Below are 19,114 nucleotides of genomic sequence, written 5' to 3'. Positions count from 1 at the left end.
AATATTTCCTCCTGATTAGCGAATGCAAAGGCTGTCAGACATTACGCAGCGTCTTCTCTTTGTAAAGGTGCTTGCACTTGTAAGACCTTCACCTGTACGGCTTGCGATCGTGAATGTACAATATCCTTCTCCACCGAATCCAAGTGCGGAATAGGACGGGCCATTCTTAACAAGGATTGCAGTATCGATTGCTTTCGCATATTTGGTAATGTTGTCAACATTCTTGGAATGGATGTGTGCTGAATGACGGTTGCCATGTTCAAGCCATACAGCCTGTTCTACAGCATCATCAAAATCTTTTGCTCTTACGATTCCAAGGATTGGCATCATAAGCTCTGTTGTGATCAGCGGATGTTCCTTCGGTCCTTCAAAGATGATGCAGCGGATGTTTGCCGGTGCGTTTACTCCGATCATGGAAAGAAGTGTTCTTGCATCACGACCTACACATTTACGGTTCAGTTTACCGCCTGCCAGAACAACTTCTGTTAATTTGTCCTGTTCTTCTTTTGAAGCCAGGTAGCAGTCGTTTTCTGTCAGCATGTAATGCATCAGTTCATCAACTACAGAAGATACAGCTACAACTTCTTTCTCTGCGATACATGGAAGGTTGTTGTCGAATGTGCATCCGTTTACGATGTCCTGTGCTGCTTTACGGATATCAGCTGTTTCGTCAACAACTGCCGGTGGGTTACCTGCACCAGCTCCGATTCCTCTCTTACCGGAGGAAAGAACTGCTGTAACAACGCCAGGGCCGCCCGTTGCTGCGATCAGCGGGATATCTTTATGTTTCATCATGATATTGCTTGTTTCAAGAGTAGGATGCTCTACTGTTACTGCAATATTGTCCGGTCCGCCGGCTTCCAGAGAAGCTTCGTTTACCAGGTTGATTGCAAAGATAGAGGTCTTGATTGCTGCCGGATGCGGGTTGAATACAACTGTATTTCCGCCAGCCAGCATACCGATTGTATTGCAGAGTACTGTTTCACTCGGGTTGGTACATGGTGTGATCGCACCGATTACACCGAACGGTCCCATCTCGATCAGAGTCAGTCCTCTGTCTCCTGACCATGCAGTTGTTGTGATGTCTTCTGTACCAGGTGTCTTATCTGCTACCAGATGATGTTTCAGGATCTTGTCTCCTACGTTACCCATTCCTGTTTCATCAACGCCCATACGAGCCATAACTTCTGCATTTTCTTTGATTTTTTTACGGATGCAGGTGATGATTTTTTCTCTCTGATCCATGGACATTTTCTTTACGATCAGTTCTGATTTCTTAGCAGCTTCGATCGCGTCATTCATTTCTTTGAAAACGCCATGTTTTCCTGTCGGAGCATCTGCAATCTGCATTTTTGCCATTACTTCCTGTACAATATCCTGTACCATGCTCTCACTAATTGGCATGAGATTGTCCTCCTTTAATGTCTACCACTTATTTAGATGGATTATTTCAGTCCGAGCTGAGCCATAACCTGTTTTGTGATGTTTGCAACCAGTTCTGCATCAGCGTTAGCTGTTGTAGCTGCCGGAGCTTCTGCAGGTGCATCGCTTCCAACAAAATCATACTGATATCCCGGGAACTGTTTGTATTCCTGGCTGTGGCATGCTCCACCGCAGTTGTGGCAGTTTACGCCGTCTTTGTTCTGGCAGAGGTTTGCAGGATGTTTTCCAGGCATACCAAATTTACGACGGATCTCATACAGTTTTTTGATGTTTTCTTTGTCGAATTCCTTCGGTCCGCCGAGCAGTTTGCTCTGATACAGCAGCTGTGCATAGAATTCTACAGATTCCATCTTCATGTATGCAGCGTTCAGGTCTGTGCTCCATGTAAGAGCTCCGTGGTTCTCAAGAAGAACTGCATCGAAGTATGGAAGATATTTTTCAAGGTTGTCCGGAATTTCCATTGTGGAAGGTGTACCGTATTCAGCGATCGGAACGCATCCAAGAGCGATAACTGCTTCTGGCATGATCGGCTGTGTAAGCGGGATACCAGCGATAGCGAAGGATGTAGCATAAATCGGATGAGCATGTACTACAGATCCTACGTCTGGTCTCTTCTGATATACTCTCATATGCATTTTGATCTCAGAAGATGGTTTGAATCCCGGGTTAGCCTGGATTACGTTACCCTGAGCATCTACTTTACAGATGAACTCCGGAGTCATGAATCCTTTGGATACACCTGTTGGTGTGCAGAGGAATTCATTGTCATTCAGTTTTACGGAGATGTTTCCGTCGTTTGCTGCAACCATGTTGCGGTTGTAGATACGTCTTCCGATGTCACAGATCTGTTTTTTGATTTCAAATTCGTTTACCATGCTTATTTTCCTCCTAAAGCAATTTGGTTTTGCAGCTATTCTTCTACCTGTTGGCAGGTCTCCGGACAGCCGCATGGGTTTTATTTTATTTCTAAGGAGATTTTACTCCTTATGTACTAGATTGTCAAGAATTTATCGTTGTTTTATGTTGTTTTTATTGTGATAAAAATGTTGTTTTTGTTGTTTTCTGCATTATCCGCCAATTTGTACACGTAAAGAACTTACTGATTCTGCGGCTTTTTTCAGTGTCTGCATATGTTCCGGTGTCGGCGGAAGAATCCCTTCCATTAAATATGGTCTTCCGAGTCCGGTATATTTATCCTGTCCCAGTCTGTGATATGGAAGAAGATGAAGTTGTTCCACTCCAGGAAGTGTATCCGCAAAAGCAGCAATTCCCCGGATTTCTTCTACCGTATCATTAAAAGTCGGAATGACCGGAACACGGATGATCAGTTTACATTTACCGGAAAGTGCAACTTTTCGTGCATTTTCCATCATAAGATCATTCGGTCTGCCGGTAAATTCTTTGTGCTTTGCCGGATTGGTGTGTTTGATGTCCATCAGATACAGATCCAGATATGGCAGGATCGTCTCGATCGTCTCGAACGGAGCACACGCCATGCTTTCAAGTGCTGTGTTGATTCCTCGCTCCTTTGCCGCTCTGAGCAGATCTCTGGCAAATTCCGGCTGACAGAGGCTCTCTCCTCCTGAGAGGGTAAGTCCCCCTCCGGAGCGCCAGTAGTACGGACGATCCTGTTCAACCACCTGAATCATCTCTTCTACGGTGACATCCCTGCCAATCACTTTGTCTTCTCCCAGAACCTTCATTGTCTGAATCTTGTATTCCTGAGACTCCGGATTACAGCACCATCGACACCTGAGCACACAGCCTTTCAGAAATACGATCGTCCGGATCCCCGGACCATCATGGACTGAGTAACGCTGGATATCAAAAATGCGACCTTTTGTCTGTAAATAATCCATATAATTTCCTCATTCGCTGCGTCAGCCTCGATTCCACTTCGTTTCATCTCGGTTGAGGGAAGTATCCCCATGCCAGATTACAGATTCATCTGCTTATGTGCAAGCACAACACAGATGCCTCTGTAATCTGTCGCGCAGCTACATTTGTAATCAAAATCCTTGTTCAGTTCTTCTGATAATATCATCCTGAAGGGATCTGGACAGTGTTGTAAACAGTGCACTGTAACCGGCGACACGAACAACCAGATGTGCATAATTTTCCGGATGTTTCTGTGCATCAAGCAGGGTTTCTCTGTCAACAACGTTGAACTGCATATGCATTCCCTTCTGATCAAAGAACGTGCGGATCAGTGCAACGAATTTTTCCAGTCCCTCGCGACCAGCCAGTGCGGATGGATGGAACTTCTGGTTGAACAGTGTTCCGTTGGATACAATGAAGTGATCCAGTCTGGAAACAGATGTTGCTGCCGCTGTCGGACCGTTGACATCTTTGCCCGCGGATGGAGAAACGCCATCTGCAACCGGTGTATGTGCATAACGTCCGTCCGGAGTCGCACCTGTCTGTCCGCCAAGCGGTACGTTTGCTGATACCGGATAAAGTCCCGCCTGATAACGTCCTCCACGTGGATTCTGATATTTTTCCAGCGGACGGGAATATGTATAAGCTACGTCTCTCGCAAAATAATCCACATCATCAATTGCATTTCCGAACTTCGGAACTTCATCGATCATATGATGGATCTCTGTAAATCTGCGTACCTGTTCTTCGGTCGGTTTCAGTCTCATAATGGTCTGCATAACTGCTTTGGCTACATCGGTATTGATCGCCATGCCGCCTTCCTGCATACCTTTGAGGATCATTTCTGTAATGTCAGAAACAGACTGTGTGTCCAGTCCTTTATCATAGTTCCATGCCAGTGCTTCTCTGTATTCTTCCATGGAAACTTTCTTTTCTTCGTATACAAGCTTGCGGATCGCATACAGGGAATCTGCCATGTTTGCAATACCGAATCCCTGCGGGCCGGTAAAGTTGTAGATTGCTCCGCCTTCCTGAACAGAAAGTCCTCTGCTGATACAGTCATCTACCATGCAGGATTCATACGGAAGCGGTACACGTTCTGCATGCGCCACATCGATTGCATTGTCTGCATTGACCATAAGAGAAATGCAGTATTCCATCTGTTTCTTGTATGCATCATAAAATTCTTCGAAAGTAGTCATCTTGGTGACATCGCCTGTCTGAAGGCCAACCTGTTCACCTTTATCCATACCATTGGAAAATACCAGTTCCAACGGGCGGCACATATTGAAGAATGCAGCATCGTGCCATCCATCTGTCTTGCCTGCTTTCTGTGGTTCTACGCATCCGATGATATTGTACTCCCGCGCATCTTCCAGAGTCAGACCTCTGTTCTGCAGTGCCGGAATAATAACCTCATCATTATAGTAAGCCGGAAGTCCGATACCTGTTCTGGTAAGCTCAGCTGCTTTGATCAGCAGTTCATGCGGAGATCCGTTCCATACACGGATGGAAAGAGATGGCATCGGCAGATGTACATGCATAGATGCAAGAATACACATAACAGAAAGATCGTTTGTGACATCATTGCCGTATTTGTCCTGACCTCCGACGATCAGATTCTGGAAAAGGCTGTAGCCTGCAAATCCCTCTGCTGATGCAGCATCACGGCATTTGTTCAGATCATTCAGTTTGACCCAGATGCAGTCCAGAAGTTCCTGTGCGGATTCTCTGGTGATAATGCCTTTATCAAGGTCAGCTTTATAATAAGGATACATATACTGATCAAAACGTCCAGGTGAAATAGAATGTCCACTGGATTCAACCTGAAGGAGCTGCTGTACAAACCAGAAGGACTGGCATGCTTCATAAAAGCTGGTCGCTCCGTTTGCCGGCACACGGCTGCAGTTCTGAGAAATCTGAAGCAGTTCCTGTTTACGTACAGGATCTGTACACTCTGCTGCCATCTGCGAAGCCAGTTCTGCATAACGCTCCGCATATTCAATAACTGCCTGGCAGGAAAGAATCACTGCATTGAGAAAATGAGATTTCTTTGCATAATTTCCATCTCCAACCTGACATTTATCAAGTTCAGCCTGTGCCTTGTCAATGATTCCCTTATAACCAATTGCAAGAACTTCTTCATATTTAACAGTTACATGTCCGACGCCATTGTAGAAATAGTTTCCTGGCGTAAAAATATTATGGTCGATTGCTTTGATTGCTTCCGGAGACATATAGGATGTAGCAAGTTCACTGGAAGTTTTGCCTTTCCAGTATTTGTGTACTTCTCTTAACTCCTGCTTGGTCTCTTCTGCAATGTAAAATGGATCCGCGGTCCTTGTAGCAACTGTGTCCAGTTCATCCTCCAGCCACTGGTAGGAAAATTCCGGGAAAGTCTGACATCCTCTCGGTGCGATCGTACTGCTTCCAACAATCAGTTCATTATCACGAATGATGATCGGAATGTTACGGAGAATGTGAGCAAAAGCTTCCGCACGTCTTGTGATCATCGGCTGTCCTTCGGTAGCCTTGTATGACTCAGTAATCAGCTTTGCTCTGGCAGATTCGATAACTGGCATGTTTGCGTAAAGCGCTTCGATCAGTTTCGGAATCCTGGAGGACTTTGGAACATCTGTGGTATTAAACATCTCCACACTTCTCCTTTCTTATGGTGTCTCAAACGCCATATCTCATATGTATCAGCGGACGTGCCACTGGCACCTCCTTTGATATGCAACGCAAATCATAAGGCGCTGGAACGCCACGATTCATATAGAAACATTATACCTTATGGCGTTCTTCATGTCAACAAAATCCAACATTATTTAAGGATTATTTATGAGGTTTTTATTGTGGTTTTTGTTTGTTTTGTGTTGGTTTTTATTTGGAATGTGATTTTTGGATTGACTTTTGTGGTTTTGACTGCCATACTGGATTTTATAAGGTTTTTGCATGCTTTTTATAACTGTAAAATAAAAACAGCTGTTGATTTTTTACATCTGGAGGAGGGAACAGCATGTATCTTTCTGATATACATACACATTCAATCGCAAGTGGTCACGGGACCATCTGTACAATTTCCGATATGGCAAAAGCTGCTTCAAAAAAAGGCCTGAAATTGCTCGGTATCACGGATCATGGTCCGGGCACTCTTGCTGCGGGAACTTCTTCTTATTTCCGCAGTCTGACTTATGCACCGAAAAAAAGATTCGGAATCGAGCTGCTTTTTGGAGCAGAATTGAATATTCTGGACATCGACGGGCATCTGGATCTGAATGATGAGCTGTTGGATGAACTGGATTATGCAATTGCAAGTATGCATGCACAAAATTACAGGAGCGGAACTGTCAAAGAAAATACGAGTGCTTATCTGAATGCCATGACGCATCCATGCGTAAAGGTTCTGGGACATTGTGACAATCCGGCTTTTCCAGTGGATTATGAAACGCTGGCAGTCGGAGCTAAAGAGAATGGGGTTATTTTTGAGATTAATGAAGCTTCGCTCGCGCCATATGGATATCGCGGAGACACAAGGGCAAATAACCGGGAGATTCTGAAGTATTGTATGAAGTATGAGATTCCGATCGTGCTGTCAAGCGACAGTCATGGAGCGGAACATATCGGGGATTTTACGTACGGGGCGGAGTTTGTGCATGAGATGATGTTTCCGGAGGGAATGATACTGAATAATAATATTCCTCGGTTGAAGATGATACTGAGTGAGAGATAAATAAAGAATAGTATATAACGAAAAAGGAACAGTTGCTTAATTTGTGTCATATGACGAAAAAGGAACAGCTATCCAATTCGTTGACACGCGGCATTTCCGGATTCTTCCCGCGCATCTATGGATGACTGCTTTTGCAAACTCGCACCTGACGGTGCTCAGACAGAGCAACGCAGCCATCATTAGCGCAGTCAGAATCTACGGAAATTTGCAAGGTCAACTTATTTGGACAGCTGTTTCTTTTTCTGTGTATAGAAGATTTCAACTATAGCCAGATCTTGAATTCTGCAAATTGGATGTTGTTCTTTTTCTATATATCGGATTATTTATTTTTCTCTCGGAGGCGTATCATCTTTGTGGTGCCACCACACCCCGGCGGTGGGCCGCGGTCTTCGACCGCTGTCGGGCGAGGCCTTCCCGGTTGTGGGGAAGCGGAACTGATAAGTGAACGAGAATATTCAATGGTAAAGTATCATTATATCCGTAATCAGCTAAAACACATCTGCCTTCTTAGAAGAATATCCGCTCCGTTTACAGAACTCAGCAAGGCTTCCGTAAATTTCATACATGCTAGCTGCGGTTGTGGAGCATCTGTCTGAGCGACAGCGAGTTATGCGGAGCAATCGCTAATAAGCGCATGTATGAAATTCGGAAACGCAGCGTGTTCAGTAAACGGAGCGGATATTCATTTAAAAACTGATTATGCATCTTTATCGTCAGCGTATCTTATTCCATTCCGCTTTCTCGTATCTTCTTCATCAGTTCCGCCAGCTCGCTGTATTTCCCTGTCACGTAACCGTAATTCTGTGCCTTATGCGGCAGCTGACAGTTTGTACAGTCTTTGATTCCTTTGTCTGTGAATTTAAAATTTCCACCGCATTTATCGCCCAGCGCATACAGCGGACAATAGCAGAACAGACAATTGAAATTCTCCGGATCTGCACCCGCATGGCATGGAAAATATTCACATTCTTTGTTGCTGAAAAAAGCGTAGTGTTTTCCTTCCCAGTATGGTTTCTCCATCTTTACACCTCATTATAATCAATACTTTTTTATTATTGACATTTCATCTTTTTGTATGATATCATAACATTCTAGAAGCGGTTTTGTACCACTTGGCTATTCAGTCTTGAGTGGGTTACTCGCTTCTTTTTTTATATTCACTATATCATAAAGATACATCTTATTCCCAGATGTCCGATTTACGACAAGACTCGCTGAATAAATACTATATTCCCCTGTATTTTTTTCGTTATCATAAATCGGTATTGCAAATCTCGTTATGTAATAATACCATCCGTTCTGAGCATCCCACAATGTTTTTCTTTATGATTTTGACGAAATGTTTTTTCTGTCGCTATCTCTACCATTTCTCTGATTCCCTGCGCGGCATTTGCCTTGGCTTTCGCTCTGGCACCTCGCATTTTTCTCGTATATTTTGAACTGCTATATTCATCAGGAAATTTATTTCCAATATAAATTTTATCCTTTGTTTTAATTACTTCAACAAGTTCTCCAACATACCTTTGAAGGTAACATTCAACCTCATTCCAATCGATATTCTGTTTATTATTAAATATGATGTTCGGTAGAATCACCACATTATTTCCATAATTATCTGTAATAATTTTTAGTTTTTTCATTATGCCTCTTTCATATTATGTATAATTCACTTTCTGCATTAATCTTCCAGTTTTCGCACAACATGTATTCTGTTAATTGCAAATTATCATTTTTCTCTCTGTAAGGCAACAAAAAAACATCGTAAAATTCTCTCAGAATTCGACAATAACAATCATATCTGAATAAACACCTCATAAACAGTTTCCATAAACGACTTATATATAAAAAAATCCAGTCACGGCACTGCCGAACTGGTCATCTTCGAGACTTATTTAGAGGATTTGCGATACTGCTCCGGGGTAGACAATGAATCCGTTCATATATGCGGAGGGAACGAATGCATCCGGAGTAGTACCGCCTGCCATTTAATCATACCCTTTAAGGGTTTATGTACGTGGCGGCTACCACGATACACATAGGTATAATTCATACGAACAGGCGAATTCCATAAAAAAATGCCTGCTTCCAATCAGCAGACAACGCTTGGGGTTGCGGATACCCTAAGTTGGTTGTTACACTTTACACGGAAGTTTAACCTCGCCATACAAAGCAGGTTTCCTGACTTCAGGATCATCGCTTCCTTTCCCCTTCTCATACTATCGTACAATGGGATATCGAAAAGTCGCTCCTCTGTTACAGTGACCGGATCGCTCAGGACTTGCACCTGATTCCCTCTTCTGACTGCTACGCGGATTACAGTCAGCACTTCATATGTTCAATATGGAATTATACTGGCATTATAATAACACGAAGGTTCTGTGCTGTCAATAACCCGCACAGCATTTTGTCAAATTTTTATCATTTTATTTTGGTATTACATTTTTCAATTATCATAACCTCCTATGTAATGCCAACTCCTCTCTTGCATTTTCCAAACACCTCCCCTATACTGAATACAGTCTGATAAAGCAGTAAACGCAGATTCTTACCAGATAATCAACTACACTCTATTTTAAGGAGGTTTCTTATGATACAGGATATTGCACCGCACACTTATCACAATGAATATAAACCAGTTGCTCCGGATGAAAGCAGCATCATTCTCGCTTATGAAAACGGAAAGAGTTTCTTCCATAAAACAGAAAACAAGGATTCTATCACTCTTCCTCGTTTTCGCGAATTAGAAGGAAACGTAAGCGATCTATATGAAAACTATATTTATCTTTTTTCAATTGACGAAGAACGTTTCTATCTGATTCCGGGGCTGGATACTTCTCTGCTGCCAGGCTATGAATTCCACGAAAACAGAGAGCTTCGTTATGTAGAACCGCAGTATCTTGCTTTTGCTGCAATCACCGGATATCAGCTCTGGTTCTGGTACAGGAACCGCCGTTTCTGTGGCTGTTGCGGAAATCCAATGAAGCACGACACCAAAGAACGCATGATGTACTGCCCTTCCTGCGGTCGTCAGGAATACCCGGTACTTATGCCGGCTGTGATTGTCGGAATCACAAACGGTGACAAAATCATTTGCTCCAAATATGAAGGCAGAAGTTTTAAACAATATGCTCTGATTGCCGGTTTTGCAGAAATTGGGGAAACGATTGAAGAGACCGTGCACAGAGAAGTTATGGAAGAAGTCGGCCTCAAAGTCAAAAATCTTCGTTATTATAAAAGCCAGCCGTGGTCCTTCTCCGGCACCCTGCTCTTTGGCTTTTTCTGTGATGTAGACGGGGATGATACACTCACGGTGGATCACGAAGAGCTGTCCGTAGCCCAGTGGTTTGAACGTGACAAAATTATCGGTCAGGACACCGACAGCAGCCTTACCAATGAAATGATGATGGTCTTCGCTGCCGGAAAAGAGCCAAGATAAAAAATACAAGAACGTGGTATCTGTTTTTTAACCAGGCACCACGTTCAGACTATCATATTATACTTTTCCCAATTCCCTATTACTTCATATCAGTAATTTACTTTCGTTATTTGTTCACGGCCATCTGCTGTTCCTGAACCTTTTTTATTTCCTCCAACGGTAAATTCAGCATATCAGAAACCTCTTCCGGAGTTTTCCCACTCATAAGTGCTCCAAGAATCATTCCCTCATGACGTCCCTGTTGTATTCCTTTTTGTATTCCCTCCTGTTTTCCTGCACGCATTCCTCTTTCATAAATCATATCTCCAAACCCTGCCACTTCGCTCACCTCCTCCTGAAATGGCTCTGACCACTTTATGTATGAATATTTCTCTATCTTGTTTATATCACAGGTAAAAAGTCCGTTCAGATAGTCAAATATTCCTTTTTCTTCTGTTTTCTTTCCCTGTCGGATAACAATCACTGTTAAGAGATCATAATCCTCCTCTGGTTCATCTGCTACTCCTATGATATCCTTTTTCGAAAAAGAATATTCTGTCAGTGTATTCTGTAGCTTCTTTGGTATGTCCTCCGTACAGATCCATATGGAATAACATTTTTCCAGTTTCGAATAATCCGTAGTCTGTGTAATACTGTTTAGCTGAGAAGACAGATCTCTGGCAGCATAATATACTGCACGTTTTAATATAGGATATGAAGGATTACTCGGACGGTAGCTTTTCTGTGCCTCCATATCAATATGTAAATTGACCCGTATCTCTTCTGTAGACAACCGGGGATTTTTTATTTTAAACCGAATATCAAACCGCACCAGTTTCTCCACAAGAGAAGACAATTCACTATCTTCTTTTGTTAATCTCAGGTTCTTTTCTATCTTTGGTACATCACTGACGAAATCATCTTTTGTAATGGAAGAAATATCCAGACACTGTAAAATCTCTTCCTGTGAGCACGTTTTAAACTCCGGCACTGTCATTTGCAGGATAGGAATAATAATCTCCTTATTACTCATGAGCTGTTTCATACCTGCATCATACTCCGCACCGGTTACTCCAGCTGTATATACATCCAGCCTCGTCTCATCACGCATGATTTCTCCTCTCCAGGGAACCGGGATTTATTCTTTTGTATAAGAATATATTAGCATTCTAATCTGCGCTTTACAATTCTTTTCTCTGCTTCCTTTCAAGTTCTTTATTATTCATAATATATATTATATAAATTTATCTTTGTTTTTTAGTATCAAGGACATATCTTTTTTCTCCCGCGCATGGTATAGTAGCATCATCAAAGCTGTTCCGTACTAATTACTGTTTCATATTCAATGGAGGTTTTTATTATGAAGGTTGTTGTCGCAGTTGATTCATTCAAAGGAAGCATGACTTCCATGGAAGCCGGTATGGCTGTTAAGGCAGGAGTTCTTGCCGCACACAAAGATGCTGAAGTAATCGTCAAACCACTGGCCGACGGCGGTGAGGGAACCACAGATGCCCTGATCGAAGGTCTCAATGGAGAGCGTGTCGATGTCATCGTTACCGGACCTTATCGCGAGCCGGTCAACGCCTATTATGGATACCTGAAGGATACCAATACAGCAGTCATGGAGATGGCTTCTGCTGCCGGAATCACAATCTCCGAACAGAAAAATCCTATGGTCGCTACCACTTACGGTGTTGGTGAAATGATCCTACATGCCATCAGCAAAGGAATCCGCAATTTTATCATCGGAATCGGCGGAAGTGCCACAAACGATGGTGGAATCGGTATGCTGAAAGCTCTCGGTTATACATTTTTGGATAAAAGCGGACAGGATGTCGGAGAAGGCGGACAGGCACTTGCCAAAGTTGCTGCAATAAAGGAATCTGACAGAAAAGAACTCCTCTCCCAGTGTTCTTTCAAAATTGCCTGTGATGTAACGAATCCTCTCTGTGGCTTTCAGGGTGCTACCTATATCTATGGTCCTCAAAAAGGTGTCACCTCTGAAATGCTCCCGGTTCTGGATGCCGGCATGGAAAACTTTGCACGGGTCACTGCTGAATCCACAGGCAAAAACAATATGAATGCGTCCGGTGCCGGTGCTGCCGGAGGTCTTGGCTTTGCATTCTTAAGCTACTTAAACGGAGAACTGACTCCTGGCATCCAGCTTATCCTGAATGCTGTACATCTTGAGGATGAAATGAAAAATGCCGATGTTGTCGTAACCGGCGAAGGTCGTCTGGATCATCAGACCGCCATGGGAAAAGCTCCTGTCGGCGTCGCCAAACTCGGCAAGAAATACGGTGCCAAAACCGTCGCTTTCGCAGGAAGCGTCACCAAAGAAGCTACCGCTTGCAACAAAGCCGGTATTGATGCCTTTTTCCCGATCGTTCGTGGAATCTCTACCCTTGAAGAGGCCATGGACCCTGCCACTGCCAAGGCAAATATGACTGCAGCGGCCGAACAGGTCTTCCGCCTGTTCTGACACAATTTCTTCATCTTCTCTCAAAAGCATCGATTCATTCGTAGAATCGGTGCTTTTTTTGTACATTTTTACATAAAAAACTGGAATTTCCACACATAATTCGATATACTGTTCACAAATATACTATTGGAACGGGGTTTTACTATGAAAAAAATAGCACTTATTACAGACGCACGGGCACGTTATGCCACCTACGCCTGGATCCGGGGCTATCGTCGTTATACCGCCGACCGGAATCTGCCGGCAGACCTCTATGTTTTTCACAGTTTTGGAAGTTTCAGTAAAGACAAGAGTTACAATGCCGGGGAATACAACATCACCCGGCTTCCGGATCTCTCCACTTTTGATGCCATTCTTCTGGACATCGCAACGATTCCGGACAAAATCCTCAAGGAAGAAATCATCATGGCTGCCCAGAAGGCTTCCGTACCGGTCATCTCGCTTCTGGAAAAAGTTCCGGGACTCTATCATTCAGGAATTGATGACTACACCGCTGTCCGTACACTGGTCGACCATCTGATCACCGAACATGGTTGTCGAAAACTGAACTATGTCGGGGGTCCTGTTGAAAATTACGAAAATCAGCAGCGTTTCCTCGCCTACAAAGAAACACTCCTGAAACACAATCTTCCTTTTGAACCCAATCGTGTCACAGGCTATGATTACGAGGTAGAGACGGGACTTCAGGCTTTTGCCAGATTCCAGTCCGCAGACCTTCTCCCAGATGCTTTTGTCTGTGCCAACGACAATATTGCGGCCGGTATCTGTCTCGCCGCCCGGGATGCCGGATTTTCTGTTCCGAACGATTTTCTTGTGACCGGATTTGACAACGATACCAAAGCCGCTTATCTGGACCCACCAATCACAACGGTAGATTTCTCCAAAACAGATATCATGTACCATGCACTGCAGCTCCTGACTGATATCTGGGATGGCAGGGAAACTGCCGAACAGGTATTTGCTTCCGTCCGTCATATTTACCGGGAAAGCTGTCAGTGCCATTCCTCTGAAGCATCTGATCCCGGTCAGTATGTTTCCAACCAGATCATGGAAGAAGTTCGCCATGGAAACATGCTCGACTGGATGATGGAACTGGATCGTTTTCTGCTGGAATGCAGTTCATTCACAGAACTTGCCAGCCGCCTGCATACCTGGCTTCTCGATCACGACTGCGGAAATCTGTATCTGCTTATGAACCCGGATATTTTTCTGCTGGAAAATGTAGATTCTCTTCCGGAAATTCCGGATGATCTTTATCGAAGTATTGGTTATCCGGATTCTATGACGGTTGTATATCCACAGCCTGATAAGACCTGCCCGCAGCAGTTAAATCTGATGCTTGGAAATCTGCTGCCGGATTCTGAAATTTCCGATACCACAAAGGCACAGACACCGCATGTGTATCTTTTTGCATCTGTGCATTTCCGTGAACGTGAGATTGGTTATCTGGTATTGAAAAACTGTGACTATCTGGTGGAGCATCAGTTCCTGTTCAAAACACTGAATACTTTCCGCACCTCCATTGAGGCTCTCTACGGAAAACTGATCCTTCGAAAAAAGAACAAACAGCTTTCACAGCTTTATATTCATGATTCTCTGACCGGTCTTTATAACCGGATGGCATACGAAAAGCTTGCTCTTCCTATGTTCCAGAAATATATCCAGGGTGGTCAGACAGTCGGCATCATGTTTATCGATGCAGATCATTTGAAATACATCAACGATAATTTTGGACATGATATGGGCAATCTGGCAATCAGCAGCATCGCTTCCGTAATACGCCAGCAGTGTCCGCTCAACTCCGTTTCCATGCGTTATGGCGGTGATGAATTTGTATGCGTGATTCCGAATTACAGTCAGACACAGATGGAACAGTTGAAGCAGCATATCGCCGGTTCGCTGCGGCTGTTGTCTGAAAACAGCCACATGGCCTTCCCGATTGAAGCAAGCATCGGGTATGTCGTTGCCGACGATCCAATCTTTTCACTGAATGATTATATCAACCTTGCTGACGAAAAAATGTACGCGGAAAAAAAGGCCCGCAAAGCAGCCCGTGAATAATCTCAACTTCAGGAGTAAAACATGACCTCTTATATCACAAGAACCCTTGCACAGCAGATTGTGGATACAGTCCGCGATCTCTGTGGTCAGAACGTAAATTTTATAGACTGTTCCGGCATTATTTTTGCCAGCACAGATGCAGACCGCATCGGCACCTTTCATGAGGTCGGACAGCAGGCTGCCGCAAGTGGTTCTGTGATCGAGGTGCGGGAAAATAACCGTTTTACCGGCACACAGCAGGGAGTTAACCTCCCCGTTTACCACAATCATCGGCTGATTGCAGTAATTGGGATCACGGGAAACCCGGATGAAGTACGCAAATACGCAAAGCTCGCCGAACGGATCACGCGCCTTCTGATCCGTGAAAAAGAGCTGGATGCCTTTAACCGGAATGAAGCAGAAAAGAAAAGTTATATTCTCCGCGGACTGATCGAACAGGAAGATATTCATCCCGATTATCTCAGAGAAAATCTCGCCAAATGGAAACTTAATGAAAAAAGCTCCTGTCAGTTGTTGCGTTTAAGGCTGAATGATACAGATGCTCCGTCTCTTTCTCCTTCCTTGGACTCCGCAATCCAGAATCTTTTTTACAGGCTCGACTGCCAGTTATTTACTTTTGTTTATCCAAATGAATATCTGGCGGTCGTCAACGAAGAGGTTTTCCACCACAGCCGCCAGATTCTGGTTGATTTTGCACAGAAACACATCGACACTCTGTGTATTGCTGTGGGAAATCCTGTACTTATCCACAATCTGGCCGATTCTGCCTTTTCTGCTGAAATCGCGCTGAAATCTCTTCCGACAGGGACAAACTACGCAGAGGCTTCCTCTCTGGATCTGGAACTGATCCTCGCCTCCATAAATTCCCGCAACAAAAAAGCCTTCCTGGAGAAAACTCTCGATAAACTTTCTCCGGAAGACCTTAAATTGCTTCGTATTTACTTTTCCTGCGATATGTCCCTCAAAAAAACCTGCGAGGAGACGTTTTTGCATAAGAATACGATTCAGTATCAACTCAATCATATTTATAAAAAATGCGGATATAATCCACGGAAATTTCAGGATGCTGTGCGGCTGTATCTGGCATTGAAGATGTAATTTCTATCTATCCCAAAAATCTCCGAAAGTTTTAAATACTTTCGGAGATTTCTATTTTACAATTCACATATCTTTTTCCATATTTCCTCGTTGACCGGGATGCCGTTCTGCTGGTTATCCCGGCGTCGCAGGAGTGTTCCCTGTCCCGGATAGCGAACTTTTTTCCCTTCTTTCTCCGGAACAGACTCCTGGATATCTTTCAGTGTCTCGTCCAGAATTTCCTGTGCCTTACCCGGATCCTGATTCAGAACTTCCGGTCGGATCGCAATAAATACCTGTGTCAGACCATATTCCGATTCGCACTCTTTGCCTACTTTTGTTACTGTTCTGCCAAGTGTCAGCATCCCGCCGATCAGGTCCAACACGATCGAGAGACCGGACCCTTTCCAGTAACCAATCGGGACGACTCTTCGTGTCTTCTCAATCGCTGCGGGATCACAGGTCAGGTTGCCTTCCTCATCGTAACCACCCGGATAAGGAAGCTGTTCCCCATTCTGTCTGCATACGGAAAGTTTTCCGTAAGAATACTGTGCCATCGCAGTATCAACAACCACATGATTGCCATTCTGATCCGGGACAGCCAGAACAAATGGATTGTTTCCGATCCTGCCATCCATCGCTCCCCATGCCGGCATGTTCGGACAGGTATTGGTCCAGCAGATTCCGATACATCCTGCTTCTGCCGCCTGCCATCCATAAGCACCACCACGCATCCAGTGATTGGTATTCGACATCGCTACCATACCGATTCCATGTGTTTTTGCCAGTTCAACGCTTCTGTCCATCGCCATCTTCGCATTGAGATTTCCCATTCCAAGATGTCCATCCCAGCGTTCTGCTGCACCAAATCCGGCAATCTTTTCCGGTACTGCCTCTACATCTATATACCCTTTGTGAATATAATCAATCACTCTTGGAAAACGCTGATAACCATGAGAATAGACTCCATCTAAAGAAGAATCGGCAAAATTCTTCGCCGATTCCTCTGCACGTTTCTCATCGAAACCATTTTTCACAAGAATGCTCTGTAACTTTTCTTTCATTTCTTCATAGAAAACTCGCATAGCACATTCCTGCCTTTTTATTTTGTGGGAGATATTTATCGTATCTGTAAACAGTCCTTATTTTACATTAAACCAGTTCCATATCAACCAGAACTTTATGAAGTTTCTCTTTCTCTTCCGGTGTCAGCTCACCGATCGGAGCCAGGCATTTTCCTACCGGAATTCCTTCCTGTACAAGTCCTTCTTTGATAACCGCCGGGAAAGTACCCATACCGCATGCGATACGGAGCGGAGCCAGTTTAAACTGTGCATCCAGTGATCCTTTGAGATCTCCCTCCATGTATTTGTCATAAATGTCAGCAGCAATACGTGGAGCTACGTTCGCGCAGGATGCAATCGCACCTGTTGCACCATAACAGAGAGCTGCATGGATCAGAGTATCTCTTCCCATCAGTACGTGGAAATTGTCATTGTCTCTTGTCAGACGGATGTACTCTGCCGCATTTGTCATGTCACCGGTACTGTCCTTTACTGCAACGATGTTGTCGATCTCAGCCAGTCTTGCAACTGTTGCCGGTGTAATGGTTACATTTGTCTTTGGCTTATTGTTGTAAAGAATGATAGGAAGTGATGTATTCTCTGCAATTTCTTTGTAATAAGCATACAGCTCATCCTGAGTCTGTGATACAAACATCGGTGTCAGTACGGAAACTGCATCAATTCCAACCTCTTCACAGATCTTAACAAGACGGATGACACCTCTTGTAGTGATATGGTTTGCACCACCGTAAACCGGAACACGTCCTCTTGTCTCATCTTTTACTGTCTCAAGGATCTTGCGATATGTATCATCATCAAATGCATAAAACTCACCGGTTGTTCCGAGCGGAAACAGACCGTGCACGCCATTGTCGATCAGATGATTTACCATCTGTCTTAAAACTGGATAATTTACTTCTCCGTCGTCAGTAAGCGGAGTAATGATTGGTGGAATAATTCCTCTTGGTACGAATCCCATTATTTTTTCCTCCTTCTCTTTTCTAACTCAGTCGTTACTGTTCACTCCGTTCACAGTAACGACTTATCTTTCTACAGTCTCTTATTTGTCTCTTTCTACAGAAACTTTTGAAGCTTTTTCATAGTATTTTACGATTGCACTGTGGTCATCTTTTTCGCATCCGTCAGCTTTGAGAGACTGCATGATCTCCATTAACTGTGCGGTCAGCGGAAGGGATGCATTTACTGCATGAGATGCATTCAGTGCATTGTTCAGGTCTTTGATATGGAGCTCAATACGGAATCCCGGTTTGAAGTTGTGGTCCATCATCATCGGTGCTTTTGCATCCAGTACGGTAGATCCTGCAAGACCGCCACGGATTGCCTGATATACAAGTTCCGGATCTGTGCCGGCTTTTTTAGCCAGTGTCAGAGCTTCAGATACCGCTGCGATATTGATTGCTACGATTACCTGGTTTGCAAGTTTTGCAACGTTACCGGAACCAAGTTCCCCAACATATACAACAGAACCTGCCATTGTCATCAGAAGATCATAATATTTGTCAAATGTTTCTTTTTTACCACCAACCATAACGGAAAGTGTTCCGTCGATTGCTTTTGGTTCTCCACCGGATACCGGTGCATCCATCAGTTCGATTCCTTTTTCTGCAAGTTCTGCACCGATCTTTTTGGATTCTACCGGGTCAATGGAGCTCATATCGATTACGACTGTTCCTGGTTTTGCAGTGTCAGAAACACCATTTTCTCCGAGGCATACCGCACGTACATGTGGGGAGTTCGGAACCATTGTGATGATCGTGTCACATTCAGCTGCTACTTCTGCACTGCTGTTTGCAGCTTTTGCACCAGCCTCAACCAGTTCTGCTACTGCATCTTTATTGAAGTCAAATACTACGAGCTCATGTCCTGCTTTTACCAGGTTTTTGCTCATTGGTTTTCCCATAATTCCAAGTCCGATAAATCCTACTTTCATAATAAATCTC

General features: G+C 44.0%; 15 protein-coding genes and 1 riboswitch. Of the genes, 5 read left to right on the top strand and 10 right to left on the bottom strand.

Annotation, left to right across the window (positions count from 1 at the left end; translation table 11 throughout):
- Positions 1–15: 15 nt before the first annotated feature.
- The 4 genes from KQI91_RS04590 to KQI91_RS04575 form a co-directional block, all read right to left on the bottom strand.
- The gene (locus KQI91_RS04590; protein WP_216391687.1) at positions 16–1,404 is read right to left on the bottom strand and encodes an aldehyde dehydrogenase family protein; all 1,389 of its coding nucleotides are present in this window, start codon (positions 1,402–1,404) and stop codon (positions 16–18) included.
- A gap of 41 nt (positions 1,405–1,445) precedes the next feature.
- Positions 1,446–2,318: a class II aldolase/adducin family protein gene (locus tag KQI91_RS04585; protein WP_216391686.1), complete on the bottom strand. Its 873-nt coding sequence runs from the start codon at positions 2,316–2,318 to the stop codon at positions 1,446–1,448.
- A 192-nt stretch (positions 2,319–2,510) separates the two neighbouring features.
- Positions 2,511–3,302 carry a glycyl-radical enzyme activating protein gene (locus KQI91_RS04580; protein ID WP_216391685.1) on the bottom strand — a complete coding sequence of 264 codons (792 nt, stop codon included), beginning with the start codon at positions 3,300–3,302 and terminating at the stop codon, positions 2,511–2,513.
- A gap of 150 nt (positions 3,303–3,452) precedes the next feature.
- Positions 3,453–5,972: a glycyl radical protein gene (locus tag KQI91_RS04575; RefSeq protein ID WP_216391684.1), complete on the bottom strand. Its 2,520-nt coding sequence runs from the start codon at positions 5,970–5,972 to the stop codon at positions 3,453–3,455.
- 368 nt (positions 5,973–6,340) lie between these two features.
- On the opposite strand from KQI91_RS04575, the gene KQI91_RS04570 reads away from it, so the two are divergent.
- Positions 6,341–7,054: a phosphatase gene (locus KQI91_RS04570; RefSeq protein WP_216391683.1), complete on the top strand. Its 714-nt coding sequence runs from the start codon at positions 6,341–6,343 to the stop codon at positions 7,052–7,054.
- 723 nt (positions 7,055–7,777) lie between these two features.
- Here KQI91_RS04570 and KQI91_RS04565 read toward each other — a convergent pair.
- A complete protein-coding gene (locus KQI91_RS04565) occupies positions 7,778–8,074 on the bottom strand; it encodes a cysteine-rich small domain-containing protein (RefSeq protein WP_216391682.1) in 297 nt (98 codons plus the stop codon).
- A 257-nt stretch (positions 8,075–8,331) separates the two neighbouring features.
- A complete protein-coding gene (locus tag KQI91_RS04560; protein WP_253288358.1) occupies positions 8,332–8,694 on the bottom strand; it encodes a hypothetical protein in 363 nt (120 codons plus the stop codon).
- A 511-nt stretch (positions 8,695–9,205) separates the two neighbouring features.
- Positions 9,206–9,399: riboswitch (cobalamin riboswitch) on the bottom strand.
- Positions 9,400–9,641: 242 nt separating this feature from the next.
- Between KQI91_RS04560 and nudC the strand changes: the two genes are divergently transcribed.
- Positions 9,642–10,490: an NAD(+) diphosphatase gene (nudC, locus tag KQI91_RS04555; RefSeq protein WP_216391681.1), complete on the top strand. Its 849-nt coding sequence runs from the start codon at positions 9,642–9,644 to the stop codon at positions 10,488–10,490.
- A 106-nt stretch (positions 10,491–10,596) separates the two neighbouring features.
- Here nudC and KQI91_RS04550 read toward each other — a convergent pair whose 3' ends face one another.
- Positions 10,597–11,580 (bottom strand): hypothetical protein, encoded by a 984-nt coding sequence (locus KQI91_RS04550; RefSeq protein ID WP_253288357.1) that lies wholly within the window; start codon positions 11,578–11,580, stop codon positions 10,597–10,599.
- A 249-nt stretch (positions 11,581–11,829) separates the two neighbouring features.
- On the opposite strand from KQI91_RS04550, the gene KQI91_RS04545 reads away from it, so the two are divergent.
- The 3 genes from KQI91_RS04545 (at position 11,830) to KQI91_RS04535 (ending at position 16,110) form a co-directional block, all read left to right on the top strand.
- Positions 11,830–12,951, top strand: coding sequence for a glycerate kinase family protein (locus KQI91_RS04545; RefSeq protein WP_216391680.1), 1,122 nt, complete (start codon positions 11,830–11,832; stop codon positions 12,949–12,951).
- A gap of 144 nt (positions 12,952–13,095) precedes the next feature.
- Entirely contained in the window at positions 13,096–15,012 is a 1,917-nt protein-coding gene (locus tag KQI91_RS04540) for a GGDEF domain-containing protein (protein WP_216391679.1), read from the top strand.
- Positions 15,013–15,033: 21 nt separating this feature from the next.
- The gene (locus tag KQI91_RS04535; RefSeq protein WP_216391678.1) at positions 15,034–16,110 is read left to right on the top strand and encodes a CdaR family transcriptional regulator; all 1,077 of its coding nucleotides are present in this window, start codon (positions 15,034–15,036) and stop codon (positions 16,108–16,110) included.
- A gap of 56 nt (positions 16,111–16,166) precedes the next feature.
- Here KQI91_RS04535 and yiaK read toward each other — a convergent pair whose 3' ends face one another.
- The 3 genes from yiaK to garR all read right to left on the bottom strand — a co-directional run bounded on the left by yiaK (position 16,167) and on the right by garR (position 19,104).
- The gene (gene yiaK, locus KQI91_RS04530) at positions 16,167–17,174 is read right to left on the bottom strand and encodes a 3-dehydro-L-gulonate 2-dehydrogenase (protein ID WP_216391677.1); all 1,008 of its coding nucleotides are present in this window, start codon (positions 17,172–17,174) and stop codon (positions 16,167–16,169) included.
- A gap of 67 nt (positions 17,175–17,241) precedes the next feature.
- Positions 17,242–18,132, bottom strand: a complete 891-nt coding sequence (locus tag KQI91_RS04525; protein WP_216391676.1) for a dihydrodipicolinate synthase family protein — start codon at positions 18,130–18,132, stop codon at positions 17,242–17,244.
- 81 nt (positions 18,133–18,213) lie between these two features.
- On the bottom strand, positions 18,214–19,104 hold the full coding sequence (gene garR, locus KQI91_RS04520; RefSeq protein WP_216391675.1) for a 2-hydroxy-3-oxopropionate reductase: 891 nt from the start codon (positions 19,102–19,104) through the stop codon (positions 18,214–18,216).
- Positions 19,105–19,114 lie beyond the last annotated feature (10 nt).

This window comes from Blautia sp. MSJ-19 (genome assembly GCF_018918125.1).
GTDB lineage: Bacteria > Bacillota > Clostridia > Lachnospirales > Lachnospiraceae > Blautia_A.
The sequence above is the reverse complement of the archived record's forward strand: the minus strand, read 5'-3'. Positions and strand labels throughout refer to the sequence as shown.

Bases quoted from the DNA above. Each gene is read 5' to 3' on its own strand.
- KQI91_RS04575 (WP_216391684.1), bottom strand. From the start codon at position 5,972: ATGTTTAATACCACAGATGTTCCAAAGTCCTCCAGGATTCCGAAACTG.
- KQI91_RS04560 (WP_253288358.1), bottom strand. From the start codon at position 8,694: ATGAAAAAACTAAAAATTATTACAGATAATTATGGAAATAATGTGGTG.
- KQI91_RS04580 (WP_216391685.1), bottom strand. From the start codon at position 3,302: ATGGATTATTTACAGACAAAAGGTCGCATTTTTGATATCCAGCGTTAC.
- nudC (WP_216391681.1), top strand. From the start codon at position 9,642: ATGATACAGGATATTGCACCGCACACTTATCACAATGAATATAAACCA.
- KQI91_RS04545 (WP_216391680.1), top strand. From the start codon at position 11,830: ATGAAGGTTGTTGTCGCAGTTGATTCATTCAAAGGAAGCATGACTTCC.
- KQI91_RS04585 (WP_216391686.1), bottom strand. From the start codon at position 2,318: ATGGTAAACGAATTTGAAATCAAAAAACAGATCTGTGACATCGGAAGA.
- KQI91_RS04570 (WP_216391683.1), top strand. From the start codon at position 6,341: ATGTATCTTTCTGATATACATACACATTCAATCGCAAGTGGTCACGGG.
- KQI91_RS04540 (WP_216391679.1), top strand. From the start codon at position 13,096: ATGAAAAAAATAGCACTTATTACAGACGCACGGGCACGTTATGCCACC.
- KQI91_RS04535 (WP_216391678.1), top strand. From the start codon at position 15,034: ATGACCTCTTATATCACAAGAACCCTTGCACAGCAGATTGTGGATACA.
- yiaK (WP_216391677.1), bottom strand. From the start codon at position 17,174: ATGCGAGTTTTCTATGAAGAAATGAAAGAAAAGTTACAGAGCATTCTT.
- garR (WP_216391675.1), bottom strand. From the start codon at position 19,104: ATGAAAGTAGGATTTATCGGACTTGGAATTATGGGAAAACCAATGAGC.
- KQI91_RS04525 (WP_216391676.1), bottom strand. From the start codon at position 18,132: ATGGGATTCGTACCAAGAGGAATTATTCCACCAATCATTACTCCGCTT.
- KQI91_RS04565 (WP_216391682.1), bottom strand. From the start codon at position 8,074: ATGGAGAAACCATACTGGGAAGGAAAACACTACGCTTTTTTCAGCAAC.
- KQI91_RS04590 (WP_216391687.1), bottom strand. From the start codon at position 1,404: ATGCCAATTAGTGAGAGCATGGTACAGGATATTGTACAGGAAGTAATG.
- KQI91_RS04550 (WP_253288357.1), bottom strand. From the start codon at position 11,580: ATGCGTGATGAGACGAGGCTGGATGTATATACAGCTGGAGTAACCGGT.